Origin of the sequence: Streptomyces sp. NPDC053367 (assembly GCF_044545925.1) — a bacterium.
In the GTDB taxonomy this organism is placed as follows: Bacteria; Actinomycetota; Actinomycetes; order Streptomycetales; family Streptomycetaceae; genus Streptomyces.
The window spans coordinates 186,508-200,755 of record NZ_JBITYN010000006.1; the positions used below are offsets into that span (position 1 = coordinate 186,508).

At 72.5% G+C, this 14,248-nt stretch carries 13 protein-coding genes; 5 read left to right on the forward strand and 8 right to left on the reverse strand.

Annotation, left to right across the window (positions count from 1 at the left end; translation table 11 throughout):
* Window positions 1-304: 304 nt before the first annotated feature.
* The 3 genes from ACIGXJ_RS18750 to ACIGXJ_RS18760 all read right to left on the reverse strand — a co-directional run bounded on the left by ACIGXJ_RS18750 (window position 305) and on the right by ACIGXJ_RS18760 (window position 4,134).
* Window positions 305-1,009, reverse strand: coding sequence for an ABC transporter ATP-binding protein (locus ACIGXJ_RS18750; protein WP_399646386.1), 705 nt, complete (start codon window positions 1,007-1,009; stop codon window positions 305-307).
* A gap of 6 nt (window positions 1,010-1,015) precedes the next feature.
* On the reverse strand, window positions 1,016-3,808 hold the full coding sequence (locus tag ACIGXJ_RS18755) for an FtsX-like permease family protein (protein ID WP_399646389.1): 2,793 nt from the start codon (window positions 3,806-3,808) through the stop codon (window positions 1,016-1,018).
* Between the two features lie 131 nt (window positions 3,809-3,939).
* On the reverse strand, window positions 3,940-4,134 hold the full coding sequence (locus ACIGXJ_RS18760; protein ID WP_399646391.1) for a hypothetical protein: 195 nt from the start codon (window positions 4,132-4,134) through the stop codon (window positions 3,940-3,942).
* Between the two features lie 212 nt (window positions 4,135-4,346).
* Here ACIGXJ_RS18760 and ACIGXJ_RS18765 point away from each other — a divergent pair, with 212 nt between their 5' ends.
* Genes ACIGXJ_RS18765 through ACIGXJ_RS18780 form a run of 4 tightly spaced genes read left to right on the forward strand, consistent with a single transcriptional unit; the run spans window position 4,347 to window position 7,694 of the window.
* Window positions 4,347-4,877 carry a MauE/DoxX family redox-associated membrane protein gene (locus tag ACIGXJ_RS18765; RefSeq protein ID WP_399646394.1) on the forward strand — a complete coding sequence of 177 codons (531 nt, stop codon included), beginning with the start codon at window positions 4,347-4,349 and terminating at the stop codon, window positions 4,875-4,877.
* 2 nt (window positions 4,878-4,879) lie between these two features.
* Window positions 4,880-5,407, forward strand: coding sequence for a TlpA family protein disulfide reductase (locus ACIGXJ_RS18770; RefSeq protein WP_399646396.1), 528 nt, complete (start codon window positions 4,880-4,882; stop codon window positions 5,405-5,407).
* On the forward strand, window positions 5,404-7,224 hold the full coding sequence (locus tag ACIGXJ_RS18775; RefSeq protein WP_399646398.1) for an ABC transporter ATP-binding protein: 1,821 nt from the start codon (window positions 5,404-5,406) through the stop codon (window positions 7,222-7,224). The genes ACIGXJ_RS18770 and ACIGXJ_RS18775 overlap by 4 nt, the downstream gene beginning before the upstream one ends.
* The gene (locus ACIGXJ_RS18780) at window positions 7,221-7,694 is read left to right on the forward strand and encodes a S26 family signal peptidase (protein ID WP_399646400.1); all 474 of its coding nucleotides are present in this window, start codon (window positions 7,221-7,223) and stop codon (window positions 7,692-7,694) included. Before ACIGXJ_RS18775 ends, ACIGXJ_RS18780 begins: the two co-directional genes overlap by 4 nt.
* A gap of 9 nt (window positions 7,695-7,703) precedes the next feature.
* Here the strand turns inward: ACIGXJ_RS18780 and ACIGXJ_RS18785 are convergent, their stop codons facing one another.
* Both ACIGXJ_RS18785 and ACIGXJ_RS18790 read right to left on the reverse strand, forming a co-directional pair.
* Window positions 7,704-8,450, reverse strand: coding sequence for a BTAD domain-containing putative transcriptional regulator (locus ACIGXJ_RS18785; protein WP_399646403.1), 747 nt, complete (start codon window positions 8,448-8,450; stop codon window positions 7,704-7,706).
* Between the two features lie 676 nt (window positions 8,451-9,126).
* Window positions 9,127-9,732, reverse strand: coding sequence for a lytic polysaccharide monooxygenase (locus ACIGXJ_RS18790; RefSeq protein WP_399646960.1), 606 nt, complete (start codon window positions 9,730-9,732; stop codon window positions 9,127-9,129).
* Between the two features lie 366 nt (window positions 9,733-10,098).
* Between ACIGXJ_RS18790 and ACIGXJ_RS18795 the strand changes: the two genes are divergently transcribed.
* A complete protein-coding gene (locus ACIGXJ_RS18795; protein WP_399646405.1) occupies window positions 10,099-11,136 on the forward strand; it encodes a hypothetical protein in 1,038 nt (345 codons plus the stop codon).
* Window positions 11,137-11,415: 279 nt separating this feature from the next.
* On the opposite strand, the gene ACIGXJ_RS18800 is transcribed toward ACIGXJ_RS18795, so the two are convergent.
* From ACIGXJ_RS18800 to legP, 3 genes are read right to left on the reverse strand one after another with little or no spacing between them, the layout of a single operon-like run.
* The gene (locus ACIGXJ_RS18800) at window positions 11,416-11,757 is read right to left on the reverse strand and encodes a YbaY family lipoprotein (protein WP_399646407.1); all 342 of its coding nucleotides are present in this window, start codon (window positions 11,755-11,757) and stop codon (window positions 11,416-11,418) included.
* Entirely contained in the window at window positions 11,754-12,734 is a 981-nt protein-coding gene (locus tag ACIGXJ_RS18805) for an MvdC/MvdD family ATP grasp protein (protein ID WP_399646410.1), read from the reverse strand. Before ACIGXJ_RS18805 ends, ACIGXJ_RS18800 begins: the two co-directional genes overlap by 4 nt.
* Before the next feature lie 8 nt (window positions 12,735-12,742).
* On the reverse strand, window positions 12,743-14,020 hold the full coding sequence (gene legP / locus ACIGXJ_RS18810; protein ID WP_399646413.1) for a Dot/Icm T4SS effector Zinc-dependent metalloprotease LegP: 1,278 nt from the start codon (window positions 14,018-14,020) through the stop codon (window positions 12,743-12,745).
* Window positions 14,021-14,248 lie beyond the last annotated feature (228 nt).

Genomic DNA, 14,248 nt, shown 5'->3' on the forward strand with positions numbered 1-14,248 from the left:
CGTCCGCGGGATCGTCGAGCCTGCCCGGCGCGGGGCGCCGGGCAGGGTTTCGGCGCAGCGGACTTCGGTGCTGGACGGCTGCGGCGCGGGCCACGCGGGGGCGGTGAACCGTCGGCTCGGCGGCCGAGGCCTGCCGACAAGGCCGTGGATCGCCGGACCGCGGCCGACGGCCCGCCGGGGCCGACTCCTCTTCGTCGCGGAGTGCGCCGGCGTCACCCCACCGGCGCGCAGGCCGGCGGCGCCGGTACCGTGACCGCCGTTCCCGCAGCCCCCGCAGGCGGATGCCCGCAGCGGACCAGGTCCTTCACTCGGGACGACTGTCCGACACCACGCGGCCGTCCCGCATGCGCAGCCGGCGGTCGCAGCCCTCGGCGACGGCCTCCTCGTGGGTGGCGATCAGGACGGTCGTGCCGTGTTCGCGGCCCAGGCGCACGATGAGGTCCATGACCTCGGCGCCGGTGGTGGTGTCGAGCGCCCCGGTCGGCTCGTCGGCGAGCAGGAGGCGGGGCGTGTCGATGAGGGCGCGGGCCAGGGCGACGCGCTGCTGCTGGCCTCCGGACAGCTGGGCGGGCAGTGAGTGTTCGCGGCCGGCGAGGCCGACGGAGCCCAGCAGGTCGAGGGCTCGCTCCTGCTTGTCGTAGGAGGTGCGGCGGGGCAGGACCGGGGCCAGCACGTTGTCGAGGACCGTGAGGGCGGGCAGGAGGTGGAAGCGCTGGAACACGAAGCCGACGCTCCTGCGGTACTCGGTCAGTTTCCGCGCTCTGAGGCGGGTGATGTCCTGTCCGTCGACGAGGATGGTGCCGGCGTCGGCCTGTTCTATCGCGCCGAGCAGGTGCAGGAGTGTCGACTTGCCCGATCCCGAGCGGCCGGTGACGGCGACGCTCTGCCCCGCCGGGACGTTCAGGGAGATGCCGTCGGCGGCGGTGATGCGGGCCTCCCCGCGCCCGAAGACGCGGGTCAGGCCTGTGATGTCGAGGGCGGCGCCGGACGCGGCCGTGGCACTGTGCACGATGGGTCATTCCTCTGCGAGAAGGGTGGCGGTGGGCAGCCGGAGCAGGGTGACGACGGGGCCGAGCGCGGCCACCGCGGTCAGCAGCACACCGCCGAGCGCGGCGGCGCCCGCGGTGACGGCGAGGGTGGCGGTGAACGCGCCGGTCAGCCACGCCACCGCGGCGGCCCCGGCGGCGGAACCCACCGCGGCGCCCAGCAAGCCCAGTTGCAGCGCCTCGTGCACCACGAGGCGCCCGAGCTGCCCGTCGGACCAGCCCGTCGCACGCAGGACGGCGAACTCCGCGGCGCGCTCCCGGATGCCGAGGACGACGACGTCCGCTACGGCCAGCGCGCCGAGCAGTGCGGTGCCCACGGCCGCGGCGATGTCCACGCCGCGGACCTGAAGGGCGACCGCGTCCCCGAGGGCCGTACCGACCACACGGTCGTCGAAGGCGACGAGGATGGCGCTGACGGCCGTGACCGCGCATACGCCCACGGCCAGGGACAGCACGCCGAGCACCGTACGTCCGGGGACACGGGTCAGCTGGGCGGCGGCGAGGCCCGCGACCGTACGGCGACGGCGTGACCGGCCGGCTGCCCGTACGGCGGGGCGCAGGGCGCGGGCCGGATGCCGGACGGTGGCGCGCAGCGCCGGGACCAGCGCGGACAGCAGGCACAGCGCCAGCGCGAGAGGCAGGGCGAGCACCGCCCGGACCGGTGACACCTCGATGCCGAGCGGGGCTGCCAGGGCGTAGGAGAGGGCGGCGCCCGCAGCGCCGGCCACGGCGCCGAGCAGGGCCGTCTCGGAGAGGATCAGGGCGGCGACGCGGGGGCGCGACCAGCCGAGGCAGGCCAGGACGGCCAGTTCGCGGCGCCGGTCGCGGACCCCGGCGCCGACGGCGTTCAGCAGGAAGAGCACGCACACCACCAGCACGAGCGCGGAGATCAGCACGCTCTTGCGGTCCGCGGCCTCCACGACCGCGATGGCCACCCCCTTGACCGACCAGCCCTCCACGAGCGCCAGCGGGGGCCGCCCGTACGCGCCGGCACCGAGGTGCACGGTCCGTGGCGCGGGCGAGGAACCCATGGTGAGGTCGACGTCGAGACCGGTGGTCCGGGTGATCTCCTCGGCCACCGAGCGCACCCGCTCACGGGAGACGGCGTCGGTACCGGTGACGCCGGCGACCCGCACCCGGACGGCGGAGATCGGCGCGCGGGACTGCTCCGAGAGGGGGTCGAGGATGCGGGGGAGGGCGTCAAGTGTGGTCAGCAACTGCGGCGGTGTGGCCAGGTACCCGCCCGGGTTGCTGTTGGGCAGCAGCGGCCGGCCGCCCAGCAGGCGCCGGGAGCGGTCGTCGGCGCCGGTGGCCCGCACCGGCTGGTACGTCTCCAGCGGCACCCGCGACAGGGCGGAGAACTCGGTGAGGCGCCCGGGGTCGAACGTTCCGACCGCGAGGGCGTCGCCCGCCCAGGCACCGATGTGCATCTCCGGCGACACGTACTCGGGCACACGGTGCACCTGCCGGTGGGCGGTGTCCTGGGCGAACCGCGGTATGGGCAGGCCCGAGGAGTGCTCGTTGCGCCACAGGGCCTCCTGGTCGACCGGGACCGCGGCGGGTTGCAGCGTGGCGCCGCCCCGGTAGTCGGGCTGACCGGACTGGATGATGCGGGTGAAGGTGGCGGTGCGCGGCTGCTCGGCGGCGTAGACCTGCGCGGCGGTCAGCGTCCGGGTGGAAAGGACCGTGCCCGGCAGGGACTTCAGCCGCGCGCCGAGCTGGTCGGCGGGCACCCCCGCGACCTTCGGGTCGCCGGGCAGCGAGCGTTCGACGCCGACCGTGAGCTGCTCGTCGATCTGCGGTGTGGCGGACGCCAGGAGGGGCACGTAGGGGTGCTCACTGCCCAGTTCGTCGGGGCGCCGCACGACGGTCTCGTGCCGGCGCAGGTAGCGGCCGCTGGTGACGGCCTTGTCCAGGCCGACCAGACGTGCCTCCTGTTCCGGGTCGACGGCGGCGAGCAGCATGGACATGGGCCACTGGAGGAACGCGGTCAGGCGGCGCTGCCTGTGGGGCCGGCCCTGGTCGTCCTCGCCGGTGACGAAGGTGCCGTCGTCGTCGAGGTGGGCCGGGATCAGCCAGCCCCGGCCGTCGGACAGCGCGGAGACGGAGGGCGGGCACAGCGGTACGCGCCGGCCGTCGGGCAGCACCTCCAGGACGATCGGGAGGTCGGTGCCGCACTGCTGCTGCACGCGGACCGGGTCCGACCCGTCGGCGTAATGGAGGGAGCCGCCGCTGCCCACCTTCGGGTAACGGGGCCACAGCAGGGGGTTCTTGGTCACGTACACCCGCACCGGCGCCTCATCCGCGATGCGGCTCAGTCCTCGGTCGCTCGACCACGTCTGACGCAGCGTCAGCAACTGGCGGGTACGGCTCCGGTCGACCTGGGCGGTCACGTCCACGACCGGGGAGGCGTTGCGGACCACGTAGCCGACCATGGCGACGGGCGCCGCGACTTCGACGCCCGGGATGCGCCGGATGCGCCCGCTCTGCTCCCGGGTGATCCCGCCGAACTGCCCGGACAGGAAGTTCGGCCGGACGAGCCCCTGTTCGCGCTCCGGCACGCTGCGGGAGTCGGCGGGACGCACGAGGATGTCGTACGCGCCGCGGTAGTTGTCGTCCACCGTGCCGGTCGCCCGCAGCATCGACACCTGGGCGCCGGCGGTCAGCAGGGTGAAGCCGCAGGTCGCGGCGAGAATGCCGAACAACAGGGCGAGACTGCGCCCGGCTCGGTGGCGGATATGGAACGCGGCGAGCCGCAGCACGAGGTCCCCCCTCAGGGAATGCCGGTACGCGGGAGGGTACCTGCCGCTCCCGCGTACCGGCCGTCAACGGACGTCGGCGACGTCGGCCGGAAGCACCGACGCCGGCCGACGTCATCGAGCACCGGCGTGTGTCAACAGCAGCCGGCGTCCTGCCAGCCCGAGCAGAACGAGCTGTCCCAGCACATGTAGTTCTGCCGCTTGTACCGGCTGCTGCAGCTGCTGGAGGCCACGCAGCGGGTGTCCTTGACCCACCAGGTCGCCTCGGCCTGCACGTTGGGCGCGAGCCGGTCGGCCATCCTGTCCGCGATCCGCTTGAGGGTGTGCATCACGTGCTCCCTTCACCGTGTGACCGCTCGGTGCGGTCGAACGCTGCCGAAGGTAGTCACCGTGCGCACAGCCGGGCTCCGGGCCGGTCGGTACGCCGCGTGTACCTCCCCTGTACGCCGGATTCCTAAGCTGCCCCGGCGCCGGTCGGCCCGGCGGACACAGCGCACACGGCGCGGCACCGGGGGACCGGCTGAAGGAGGAGGGGAGCGGCATGGTGTACGCGGTTCTGGCCTGCCGTGCGCTGGTGGCGCTGGTCTTTCTCGCCTCGGCCGTGGGCAAGCTGCGCGGCCGCGCAGCCTTCGCCGCGTTCGTCGCGGAGACACGGCAGTGGCGGCTGGTCCCGAAGAGGGCGCTGGTGCCCGCCGCGGGCACGGTCGTCGTCGCGGAGGCCGCCGTCCCCGTGCTGGTCGCCGTCCCGTCGGCGACCCGTGCGGGAGTGCTGCTGGCCGGCGCGCTGCTCGCGCTGTTCACAGCCGCCATCGTGGTCACCCGCGCCCGGGGCACAGCGGCGCGTTGCGCCTGCTTCGGCCGTATCGCCACCCCGCTCGGCCGCCGGCACGTGCTGCGCAACGCCCTGCTGCTGGCGGCCGTCGCCGTCGCCATGACACCTCTGCCGGAGGCGGCCGGTGCGCCGACGGCCTTGGTCGCGGTCGGCGCGGGCGCACTGGGCGCACTGCTGATCACCACGCTGGACGAGATCGCCGGCCTGTTCTCCCCGCACCCCCAAGAACCCAGGAGCTGATCATGGCGGTTCTCGCCCCGGTCGTCGCCCTCGTCGGCGCCGTCGCCGTCGTCAACCTGATCCTCACCTACGGCCTCATCCGCAGACTGCGCACGCAGGGCCCGCCGTCCCGCCCCGCGGGCCCGATCGACGCGGCCAGCGTCGGGGCCACCGCGGGTCCCTTCTCGGTCCAGGCTGTCGACGGCACCGCGCTCACCCGCGAGGACCTGCCCGACGGCGCGCTGGTCGGCTTCTTCACCCCCGGCTGCGAGCCGTGCACCGAGCTGCTGCCCCGCTTCGTCACCGCGGTACGCCGGCTCGGACTCCCACGGAACGGCGTCCTGGCCGTCGTCGCTCCCGGCGCGGGACAGCACGCCTACTCGGACGAGCTCGGCGGCATAGCCCGCGTCACCGTGGGCGATGACGCGCTGCGGGTGGCCGAGGCGTTCGGCATCACCGGTTACCCGGTCGTCTGCCGTGTGGCCTCCGACGGCAGGGTCACCGTGATCGACCGGGACCTCGCCGGCCTCCTCACCGAGGCCGTGGCGTGAGCCGTCGGCGGGGCGGTCTGGCCACGGTCGTCTCCCTGGCCTGGGGCTCCGCGAAAGGGCCGCTCGTCGGCGTCCTGGTCACCGCGCTGGTGGTGGCGCAGCTGCCGGTCGCGGCGGCCTGGGCGACGGCCGCCGTGCTGGACACCGTGACCGGCACGGGCGATCCCGGACGGGTCGTCGGACCGGCCGCGCTGCTCACCTGCGCGGGCATCGCCACCGCGGTCCTGCCCCACCTGGACGACCTGCTGCGCGGGGAACTCGCCCGGGCGGTCGCCCTGGACGCCCAGGACCGCCTCTACACCACCGTCAACTCCTTCACCGGCCTGGCCCGTTTCGAGGACCCCGACCAGCTCGACCGGCTGCGTCTGGCCCAGAGCTGCGGACAAGAGGCGCCACCGCAGGTCGTCACCGGCGCCATCGGCCTGCTGCGCGCCCTGGCGACCGCCGCCGGATTCCTCGTCTCGCTGGCCGTGGTGAGCTGGTGGCTGGTGGCGGCCGTCGTCCTGTCCGCCGTACCGGCCGTGCTGGTGGAGCTGCGCATGGCCCGGGTGTGGGCCGACACCGCCCTGCGGGTCACCCCGCGCGAACGCCGCGAACTGTTCTACGCCCACCTCCTCGGCAACGTGCAGGCCGCCAAGGAGATCCGGCTGTACGGCACCGGAGACCATCTGCGCGCCCGCATGAGGGCCGACCGCGCGGCCATCAACGCAACCCACCGCCGCACCGAACGGCGCAACGCCCTCGCGCAGGCCCTGCCCGCCACCGCCTCGGCGGCGGTCGCCGCCGCGGGGCTGCTCTGGGCGGTCCGGGAGGCCGCGCACGGACGGCTCACCGTGGGCGACGTCTCCCTCGGCCTCGCGGCGACCGCCGCCGTCCAGGGCGGCCTCGGCACCGCGGCCGCCCAGCTCGCCGTGGTACGACGCCACCTGCTGGTCTTCACGCACTTCACCGAGATCGTGCACCAGCCGCCCGACCTGCCGCTGCTCCCGCCGCAGGACCGGCCCGGCCCGCTGACCGGCGACATCGAACTGCGCGACGTCTGGTTCCGGTACTCGGAACAACACGACTGGGTCCTGCGCGGCGTCAGCCTGACCGTGCCGGCCGGCACCGCCCTCGCCCTCGTCGGGGACAACGGCGCCGGCAAGTCCACCCTGGTCAAGCTCCTGTGCCGGTTCTACGACCCCACCCGCGGCACGATCCTTTGGAACGGGCGCGACATCCGCACCGTCGACCCGCACGAACTGCGCCGGCACATCACCGCCGTCTTCCAGGACTTCATGCGATACGACCTGACAGCCGCCGAGAACATCACGCTGGGCGACCCGAGCGCCGCCGACGACCCGGGCCGTATACGCGAGGCGGCCACGCAGGCCGGAGTCCACGACCGCATCCAGGCTCTGCCCCACGGATACGACACCATGCTCGGACGGGCCTTCCCCGGGGCCGGCCCCGACGCCGACGACGGCGTGGAACTCTCCGGCGGCGAGTGGCAGCGCGTCGCACTCGCCAGGTCGCTCGTCTCCGCGGACGCCCAGCTGCTCATCCTCGACGAACCCACCTCCGGGCTCGATCCGGAGGCCGAGGACGAGGTCCGGGATCTGCTCGCCCGTCACCGGCGGGGCCGCACCAGCATTCTGATCTCGCACCGTCTGTCGGCCGCCCGCGACGCGGACCACATCGCCGTACTGCGTGACGGCCGGGTCGTCGAGCAGGGCAGCCACGACGCCCTCGTCGCCGCCGCCGGCCGCTACGCCGCCCTCTTCAGCCGCCAGGCGGCCGGATACACCGGCCCTGCTCGATCCGAGGTGGACGCATGAGACGGCTCCTCGCCGCCGTTGTCGTCGGGCTCGGCGGATCCACCGCCGTCCTGCTGACCACGGCCCTGGCCGCGGCCCGCCGCCGGATCCGGGTCACCGTCGAGGGACACAGCATGGAACCGGCCCTGACTGCGGGGGAAACGGCTGTCGCCCACCGCACGCGCCGTCCCGCCCGTCTCAGGGCAGGACAGGTCGTGGTCATGGTCAAGCCGACGGCGCCGGGCAGCTGGCGGTGGCCACCGGTGACCAGGCGGCCGCACCGGCAGGCGCTGCTCGTGAAACGGCTGGCGGCCCTGCCCGGCGACCTGCTGCCCCCCGGCGTCCCCGGACACCGTGCCGGGCAGGTCACCGTGCCCGACGGCTACGGCGTCGTGCTGGGGGACAACCTCGGCGCGAGCACCGACTCCCGGACCTTCGGACTGGTCCCCCTCGACCGGATCGTCGCCCACCTCCCGGGCCGGGACACGTGACGGGCACGCTCACACGCCACTGCCGCACAGGTCGTCACCGAGGCGCAGCAACTCCTCGTCCAGCGGGGCACCGAGATGCTCGCGGAAGGCTCCGGCCGCCTCCCGCACGGCCTGCAGGACCCCTCCTCGCTCCCCGAGCCGGTGATGAGCCCTCATACGCAGCGCCCAGCTGCGCGTGCGCAGCGGGTCCAGGGCGAGGAGGCCGGACAACTCCCGCAGTGCGGCGCGCGGTTCACCGCCGTGCAGACTGGCCTCGGCGAAGTCCTCGACCGTGCGCCGGTGTTCCTCGTCCAGGAAGTCCAGCAGGGTGGCGAGCCGTCCGTGACGCGGTACGTCGGCGGCGGCCCGGTCGGCGGTCCACAGTGCCAGTGCGCCGTGGAGGTGGCGCATGGCCGCGTCCGGCCGGCCGTCCGCCAGCGCGGCGCGACCGAGACCGGCGGCGGACCTGAACCGGTGCGTGTCGCACATGTCCTCGGGAACCACTAACTCGTAGCCGCCGGGGTGCGACACCAGCGCACCGGCATCCGCGACGATCCGGCGCAGACCACTGACATGCGTACGGAGGTTGGCGATCGCCGAGACGGGCGGCTCGGCGTCCCACAGCGTGTCGACGAGGCGGTCCGTGGGAACCATCCGGTTCACCTCCAGCAGCAGCGCGACGAGCAGCGCCCGCGGCTTGACTCCGGCGACCCTGCCCCCTGCCACACGGACCCCGCCGAGTATCCGGAACACCGGTGCGCCCACTCCCTGGTCCATGTCCCCCCTGACCTTGCCCTGCCGCACCGCGGCGCCGCATTTCCACGCGGTAAAGGCTTGCTGAAACTTGCAGAAAGCGTGATCACGCTAGGCATGGTCGCGCCGGGGGTCAAGAGGCGGGTGCCGATTCGTCATATCCGTATGCAGGCGCGGCAGTTCGGCGGCTGGGCGGATGCGTCACGTGCGACACGCGGTTGTTGCGACGGAAGCGCGTGATGCCGTCGTTGGTGATCGCCGGAGAGGCGCAGCGCTGCGGCATCTACTCCTCCCCAGGCCGAGGTCCGAGGCCGAGGTCCGAGGCCGAGATCCGAGGCCGTGGCTTAAGGGTGGGCCTGCCGCGCGCGTTCCTCGCGTCGGGCGGCCAGGACGTCCGGATGGCGGTCACTGCGGAGGCGTGACGGTCCTCGCGGGCGGCGGCCTGCGCCGACACCGGGCCGATCGGCCCGCACCGCGAACGCCTGGGAAGGCCACACCAAGGGGCGGGGAAGAGGACAACCACATGGCATCGCAAGGCCTGCGCTCACGCCGAGCCCACCTTTTCCCGCAGGAAGAGCGCAGAAGGCCCCGTCGGGGCAGGGTGATCGAAGGGGTCCCTGCCCCGACGGAGCTCGGTTCCGCCGGGCGGCGGGTCAGTGGCCGCCGGCATCGGCAGTCGCCGGGTGGGGTGCTCCCGGGCTCAGCCGAAGTTCACGTCGCTGCACCACATGTACGCCTGGTCGAGGTGCGAGGCCTGCCAGATCACGAACAGGATGTGGTGTCCGGTGTAGCCGGAGGTCTGGACGGGGAACGTGATGTCCTGCGCCGGGGCGAAGCGGCCGGTCTGTGTGATGAAGTCGAGGTTGCCCCATCCCAGGGTCTGGGTCTTGGGGTTGAAACCCTGCTTGCTCACGTAGACCCTGAAGTAGTCGGCACCGTGGGACGCCTGGTCGTACAGGTGGACCGAGAAGTTGTTGCCGACGGTGGTGGTCCTCCACGGCCCGGGCCTGTTCAGACTGGCGTTCCTCGAGAGGTTGTTGCTGCAGAGCGTCCCGTCGGGGGTCCGCGCCTGGAACTGGCCACCGAGGCCGTCGCGGAGCGCGCTCATCCAGTTCCACATGGTGTCGGGGTTGGCCTGGAAGGCCTGCCAGCACATGGGGTCCTCGGTCTGCATGGCCGGGTTCGTGTGGTTGCTGCCCCACGTTTTCCAGCACTGGTACGCGCGGGTGGCGGGGCCGACGATCGTGCCGTGAGCCTGGGCGGGGGTCGACCAGGTCACTGCGCCGACAACCACGGCGAACAGCATGACGAGCGCCTGGAGGGGCCGGCGGAGGGAAAGCCGCGAACGCCCGGTTAACGGACTCTGTTTGCGCATGTGGGGGGAACTCCTTCCAGTTGCAAGCTGCTATGGGAGCGCTCCCAACGGTAGGACTTCTGAATGAAATGTCAATGAAACCAACGAAGTTGATGCCAGAGGTGGGCGTCGAGGAAGGGATCTGCGTTGTGCACGGGGCCCGTCCGGCGTGACGAAACGTGTTCCGGGCGCGGAAGGGTCCACGTCCGGTGGCCGCATCGCATGCGCATGCACACGCCACGAGAGGGCATACGTCGCAACGCTTGATCCCTGCCGATCGCGCCCGTGGGGGCGCTCGTACGTGAGGACGACGTGCATATGCGACGCATCCGGCTCAGAGCCGTGCTCGGTGCCTTACTTCTGGCCCTGTTCGCCATTGTCGGCGCCGCGCCCGGCGCCACGGCGGCCCCGGCCGTCACGACCACCACCCTGCCGGTCGAGTACCACGCCGACATGGCCGTCGACGCCGTGCATCAGCGGCTGTACATAGCCGACATCGTGACCGGTTCCGTCGTGGTCACCGACTTCGAAGGCCGCGTGACCCGGACGCTCACCGGCCTGCCGGGTGCCGCCGACCTGGTGCTGAGCCCCGACGCCCGCACCCTGTACGTGGCCCTCAGTCGTGGCGACGCCATCGCCGCGGTGAACACCGCCACCTACCGGACGACGGCGCGCTACGCCACCGGCGCCGGCACCGCCCCGCTGCGCATGGCCCTGGTGGACGGCACCCTGTGGTTCGCCTACGGCGACCAGTGGGAGAGCAACCTCGGCTCGCTCACCTTGGGCGCCCGGCCACGGGTACGGCTGGCCCAGCTCCCGGAGGGAACCTGGCCCGGGCCGCCGATGCTGGTGTCCGCCCCCAGCGCGCCGGGCCTGGTGATCGCCGCCGACCAGCACTCCACCGCGGGCACGGTCACCGTGTACGACGTGACCTCCGGGACTCCCGTCGTGCGGACCACGCAGAACAACCCGGGCGGCATCTCCGCAGCCGGCGACCTGGCGCTGTCGCCCGACGGGCGGACACTGTTCGCAGTGAGCGGCGCGCCGTACCACCACCTGGCCTTCCGGCTCGCGGACCTGTCTGTGGAGCACATATACCCCACCGACGCCTACCCGGTCGCGGCCGATGTCGCGCCCGACGGCTCCGTCGCCGCCGGTATCGACAACTCCTACGGCCCCGACGTCTACCTCTTCGCCCCGGGCGCCGACGCGCCCTCCCAGGTCGTCGACCTCGACCCCGGCACCGGCCTGTACCTGCGTCCGCACGGGCTGGCCTGGTCCCTGGACGGCAGCCGGCTGTTCGCCCTGACGGGGCAGTACGGCGTCGCGCTCAACCTGCACGTGATCCGCGTCTGAGCGGGCCGGTGCGGACGAGGCGGGCGGTAGACAGCCCGCCCGCGTCGTCCGCGATGCCCCACAAGTTCGGGTGCTGCTCACCGAACCCACCGACCGCATCGGCCTCGTCGGCCGTGACGAGCGTGGACAAGACGCGGCCGTCCGGGGCAGTGAGGCATACCGGCGGTCCGGCCGGACAAGGCCGGCGTCTGCGGCCACCGGCACCCGCCGTCGCTGAACACGGCGCCCCATGCTCCGAAGCGGAACACGGCGCCCCCTGCTCCGAAGCGGAACACAGGCTCACACGAGGCTGACCGGCGCCTCGAGACCTTCGACGGATTCCGTCCGCACCTGTATTGCTTGTGTGTTGATGAGGTCGCCTGACTCGAGCGTGCCGCTCCCCGAGCGGTCGACGTGCACGCGCAGCCCGTACGTGGCCGACGAGTCGAGTTCGGGCACGTTCACTCGGAACGGAACCCGGCCTCCCGGAGAGAGCGGCACGTCTGTCTGGACCTGTGCACCGACGACGGTGGACGGCGCGTCGGCCAGGGATATGTCACGGACCTCGACCAGGAGCGAGGCGGCGGTTCCGGCCGGGGTGTCGGACGGCAGGGAAACGAAGCCCGTGACGGTGTTCGTCATAGCGCCTCTCCCGCCAATGAGCGCGCCGTCAAGGCCGGTTCAGGCTCACGTTCATCGAGATCCGACAGGAGTGTGGCGACTTCCGCGGTGATCGGAAGTCCGGTTCGTTCCTCCACGAACAGCCACTGGCCCGCCGGGTTCACCTCCAGGAACACGTACTCACCGTCGGCCCGCCGCCGCAGATCGACGGCGCCGAAGACCAGGCCGAGGGCCCGCATGACACGCAGGAGGCGGTCCGTGACGGCCGCGGGCAGATCGACCGGCCGCACCCGCGCCTCGTCGACGACCATGCGCATGTCCACCGGATATCCGGTCTGCGAGGCGTCGATCTCCACGGCGAACACACGGTCGCCCACGATGGTCACCCGCAGATCACTCCCCGGCACGTACTCCTGGAAGATGACAGGCGCGTAGCGTACGGCGTCCAGGACCGTCAGGTCCTCGTCCCGTACGAGCCGGGTCTCGCGCCAGGCCTCGACCGAGGCGACGAAGGCCTTGAAGACGGTTCGGCCGACGCCGATCTCGCGGATGAAACGGCGGGCCTGTTCCGCCTGGTTGGTGACCAGGGTCCGGGGCAGGGCGAGCCCCGCGCGGCGTGCCACGTGCCACTGGTAGGGCTTGTGGTGAGCGATCGCGTCCAGCGCGGGCGGATTGACCCACGCGCAGTCGAGTGAGTGGAACAGGCCGTGCAGCGCCTCGCCGGTCTCGCTGACCGCGAAGTTCTGATCGCGGAAGGTGCCCAGCCGGCGGTCGACGGTGAACGGGCGCACGCGCCGCCACCAAGCGGCTCGGCAGCGCTCAAGGCGGGCGTGGGCCGTCGGTGTGCGGACCGTGTAGACAGGTTCCCCGTCCGCGGCGTAGTCGAGGGTGACGTCGCCCCGGGCGGGGAAGTCGGCCAGGTCGAGGCGGACCACCTCGCGTCCGGCCGCCTCCAGCCTGCGCAGAACTGCGCGGGTGTGGTCCTCGTCGTGGGACACGACCAGGATCATCGGGGCCGTCCGGCGGCACCGGGCTGGGTGCCGGCCTGGGCGAGCAGGAGGTTGTAGCCGGCCTGCACGGCGGACAGCCCCTGCTGCAGTGAGGCGACCATCTGGCCCAACTGGCGCAGCTGCTCGGCCACCCCGTCCGTCTGACCGGTCATCACCGGCGACTGATGGGGTGTGGCCAGCACGAACGGACTGCTCAGTGCAGGCGGGCTCATGGGCTCGAGCCCAGGATTCTTGGGGGGTCCCTCGAACACCGGGTCCTTGGACAGTTCCTTGACCGTCGTGTCGAAGACGGGGTCCTTGGAGACTTCCTTGAACGTGGGCGGCTGCGGGGCCGGGTACATCATGTGCACCCCGTCGATGTCGCCCTGGGAGAGCCCCGACCGCTGCCCCATGGTCACACCGGGTGGCAGCGGCACCCGGGGGACGATCGTCGGCTGGTTCGGGTCGATCGCGAAGGCGGTGGCAGGATAGTGCATGATCGAGCCGAAGTCGTACGGCCCGAGGTCGTCGCCGTCCGCGATGTGCTGCAGGAAGTTGTGCTGCATGTCCGGCTGGATGTTCGCGAACACGATCGCGACGTGCTGGTCCCGGTCTTCGCGGCTCTGCTCGTGCCACAGCCCGACTGTGTGACCGATCTCGTGGATGGCGTTGCCGGTGGAGCAGTTGGGGCCCAGCGTGATCTCCTGCATGCCGCCGCGCCGGCCGATGTTGGACGTGCATCCGCCGCCCGGCACGAACCGTACGAAGTCGGGGAACTGGGCCGCGTTGGCTGGAGTGCGTTCGACGAACCGGATGCGGGTGTGGGACTGCCAGTGGGCGATGGCGTCCGTCACGCGCTGCGGGTCGGGCAGGCCGGGATCGATCTCGAAGGGCACCGTGGCGTCGGGCCACCGACGTTGCCGGCCCTGCTCGACGGCCGGGATGCCGACGGCGGAGAGCACCGGCCCCGCGTCGGACTCCTGGGTCAGCTCGTCGACCGTGCCGAGCACGATGTCGCCCTCGAACATCGCGAGCCCGTCCACCTCCGCGTAGTGGAGGGCCTTGGCACGGAAGGTCGCGCCGTCCACCAGCGTGGTTCCGACGACGGGACCGGACCGGTGCTCGCCGCTGCCGTTCCCGTCGCCGGAGGCGGTCGTCCTGCGGGTGGGCTGCCGTTTGGCGGGGGTGGTCTTCTTGGCCGTGGGGGTGGTCTTGTTGGCCGTCTTCTTGGCGGTGGCACCGCGGGCAGCGGTCTTCCGGGTTCGCCGGGAGGATCCCGATGGGTCGGCGTTCATAGGTCACCTTCACTGCGGCTGGGGACATGAGCCTCGTAAAAGCGGGCTTTGTCACCAGCGTTCACATGCCGTACGTCTAGCCGCCCGTTCAGCGCACCCATACGGGTGGAGGCCGGGCGGGTGCTGTACGGGGCCGCCTCCGCACACCGCGACACACGGCCCGGACCCTCCCTCAGGCGCTGTGGAGCAGCCGGGGCGGCGCGGCCGATCAGGTGATTCCCGGCGGCT

Bases quoted from the DNA above. Each gene is read 5' to 3' on its own strand.
- ACIGXJ_RS18760 (WP_399646391.1), bottom strand. From the start codon at position 4,134: ATGCACACCCTCAAGCGGATCGCGGACAGGATGGCCGACCGGCTCGCG.
- ACIGXJ_RS18765 (WP_399646394.1), top strand. From the start codon at position 4,347: ATGGTGTACGCGGTTCTGGCCTGCCGTGCGCTGGTGGCGCTGGTCTTT.
- ACIGXJ_RS18770 (WP_399646396.1), top strand. From the start codon at position 4,880: ATGGCGGTTCTCGCCCCGGTCGTCGCCCTCGTCGGCGCCGTCGCCGTC.
- ACIGXJ_RS18780 (WP_399646400.1), top strand. From the start codon at position 7,221: ATGAGACGGCTCCTCGCCGCCGTTGTCGTCGGGCTCGGCGGATCCACC.
- ACIGXJ_RS18785 (WP_399646403.1), bottom strand. From the start codon at position 8,450: ATGGACCAGGGAGTGGGCGCACCGGTGTTCCGGATACTCGGCGGGGTC.
- ACIGXJ_RS18790 (WP_399646960.1), bottom strand. From the start codon at position 9,732: ATGCTGTTCGCCGTGGTTGTCGGCGCAGTGACCTGGTCGACCCCCGCC.
- ACIGXJ_RS18795 (WP_399646405.1), top strand. From the start codon at position 10,099: ATGCGACGCATCCGGCTCAGAGCCGTGCTCGGTGCCTTACTTCTGGCC.
- ACIGXJ_RS18800 (WP_399646407.1), bottom strand. From the start codon at position 11,757: ATGACGAACACCGTCACGGGCTTCGTTTCCCTGCCGTCCGACACCCCG.
- legP (WP_399646413.1), bottom strand. From the start codon at position 14,020: ATGAACGCCGACCCATCGGGATCCTCCCGGCGAACCCGGAAGACCGCT.